The sequence below is a fragment of the Rhizobium sp. 18055 genome, from assembly GCF_902706285.1.
Taxonomy (GTDB): domain Bacteria; phylum Pseudomonadota; class Alphaproteobacteria; order Rhizobiales; family Rhizobiaceae; genus Rhizobium.
Genome location: NZ_CACSKD010000071.1, coordinates 1 through 757, shown reverse-complemented (window position 1 = coordinate 757; position 757 = coordinate 1). Strand labels below are relative to the sequence as shown.

Below are 757 nucleotides of genomic sequence, written 5' to 3'. Positions count from 1 at the left end.
ATGTCCTGCCAGTGCTTGAGGTCGACGCCTGATGGCAAGGGGGCGTCTTCAGGGTGCGTGTGCCATTCGCCGACGTAGTCTATTGTCTCGCCGCTTTCTTTCCAACGACGCCGCGCCACCCGCTGGTGATGTGTGGCATGACGGAAGAATCCGAAACGCCGCTGAACATCTGCCACCGTCGGGAAGGTAGCTTCTGTCACGTGGGTGTGGGGGCCGCGGCGGTAGCCCATCAGAATGCCGCCAGCCTCGGGTGCGGACGCCGTCAGCTGCCTGAGGCCCAATAGCCGCTCCAATAATTGCGGCTCAATGAGCAGCATCGCGCCATTACGGCCGAATGGCAGTGGCTTGAGCATCACGAGGCCCGCAAGCGGGGCAGGCAGCCAATCGAGAGACGTCCTGATTTTTGACGCCGTAGACGTTCGCATTGGCCATCGCGCTGGTTCGGAATCGCGGGCTTGCCCGTCCGTATTGAAGCCAGTCGACTACAACTTCCAAGCACAGCGCCGCCGCAGCCATCGGTGCGCTGACCGCGTACGGCGTGAAGCCATTGCAGCCCAGCTGTTTGCGCGTGGGCAGCTCTTTCAGGACCGGGAAGCGCTCCTGCCGATAGTGCTTGTGCTCAGCCTGCAACAGGCATCGGAAGCATCCGAGGCGGCGCCCCTCCGCCCAGAAAGTCTGGACGCATTCCCCGTTCCCCCGGATCCGTACGTGGAGCACCGGTACTTCAGTGCCTTTGTCCAGGCGCATGGCGTTGATC

2 protein-coding genes are annotated in these 757 nt (G+C 62.7%); both read right to left on the bottom strand.

The genetic code is table 11. The annotated features are described in order from the left end of the window. Window positions 1-353 (bottom strand): Mov34/MPN/PAD-1 family protein (locus GVL52_RS31475; RefSeq protein WP_160012658.1); only part of this gene is annotated, 353 nt, incomplete at its 3' end. Then, window positions 325-757 (bottom strand): hypothetical protein (locus GVL52_RS31470; protein ID WP_210254118.1); only part of this gene is annotated, 433 nt, incomplete at its 5' end. The genes GVL52_RS31475 and GVL52_RS31470, both read right to left, overlap by 29 nt.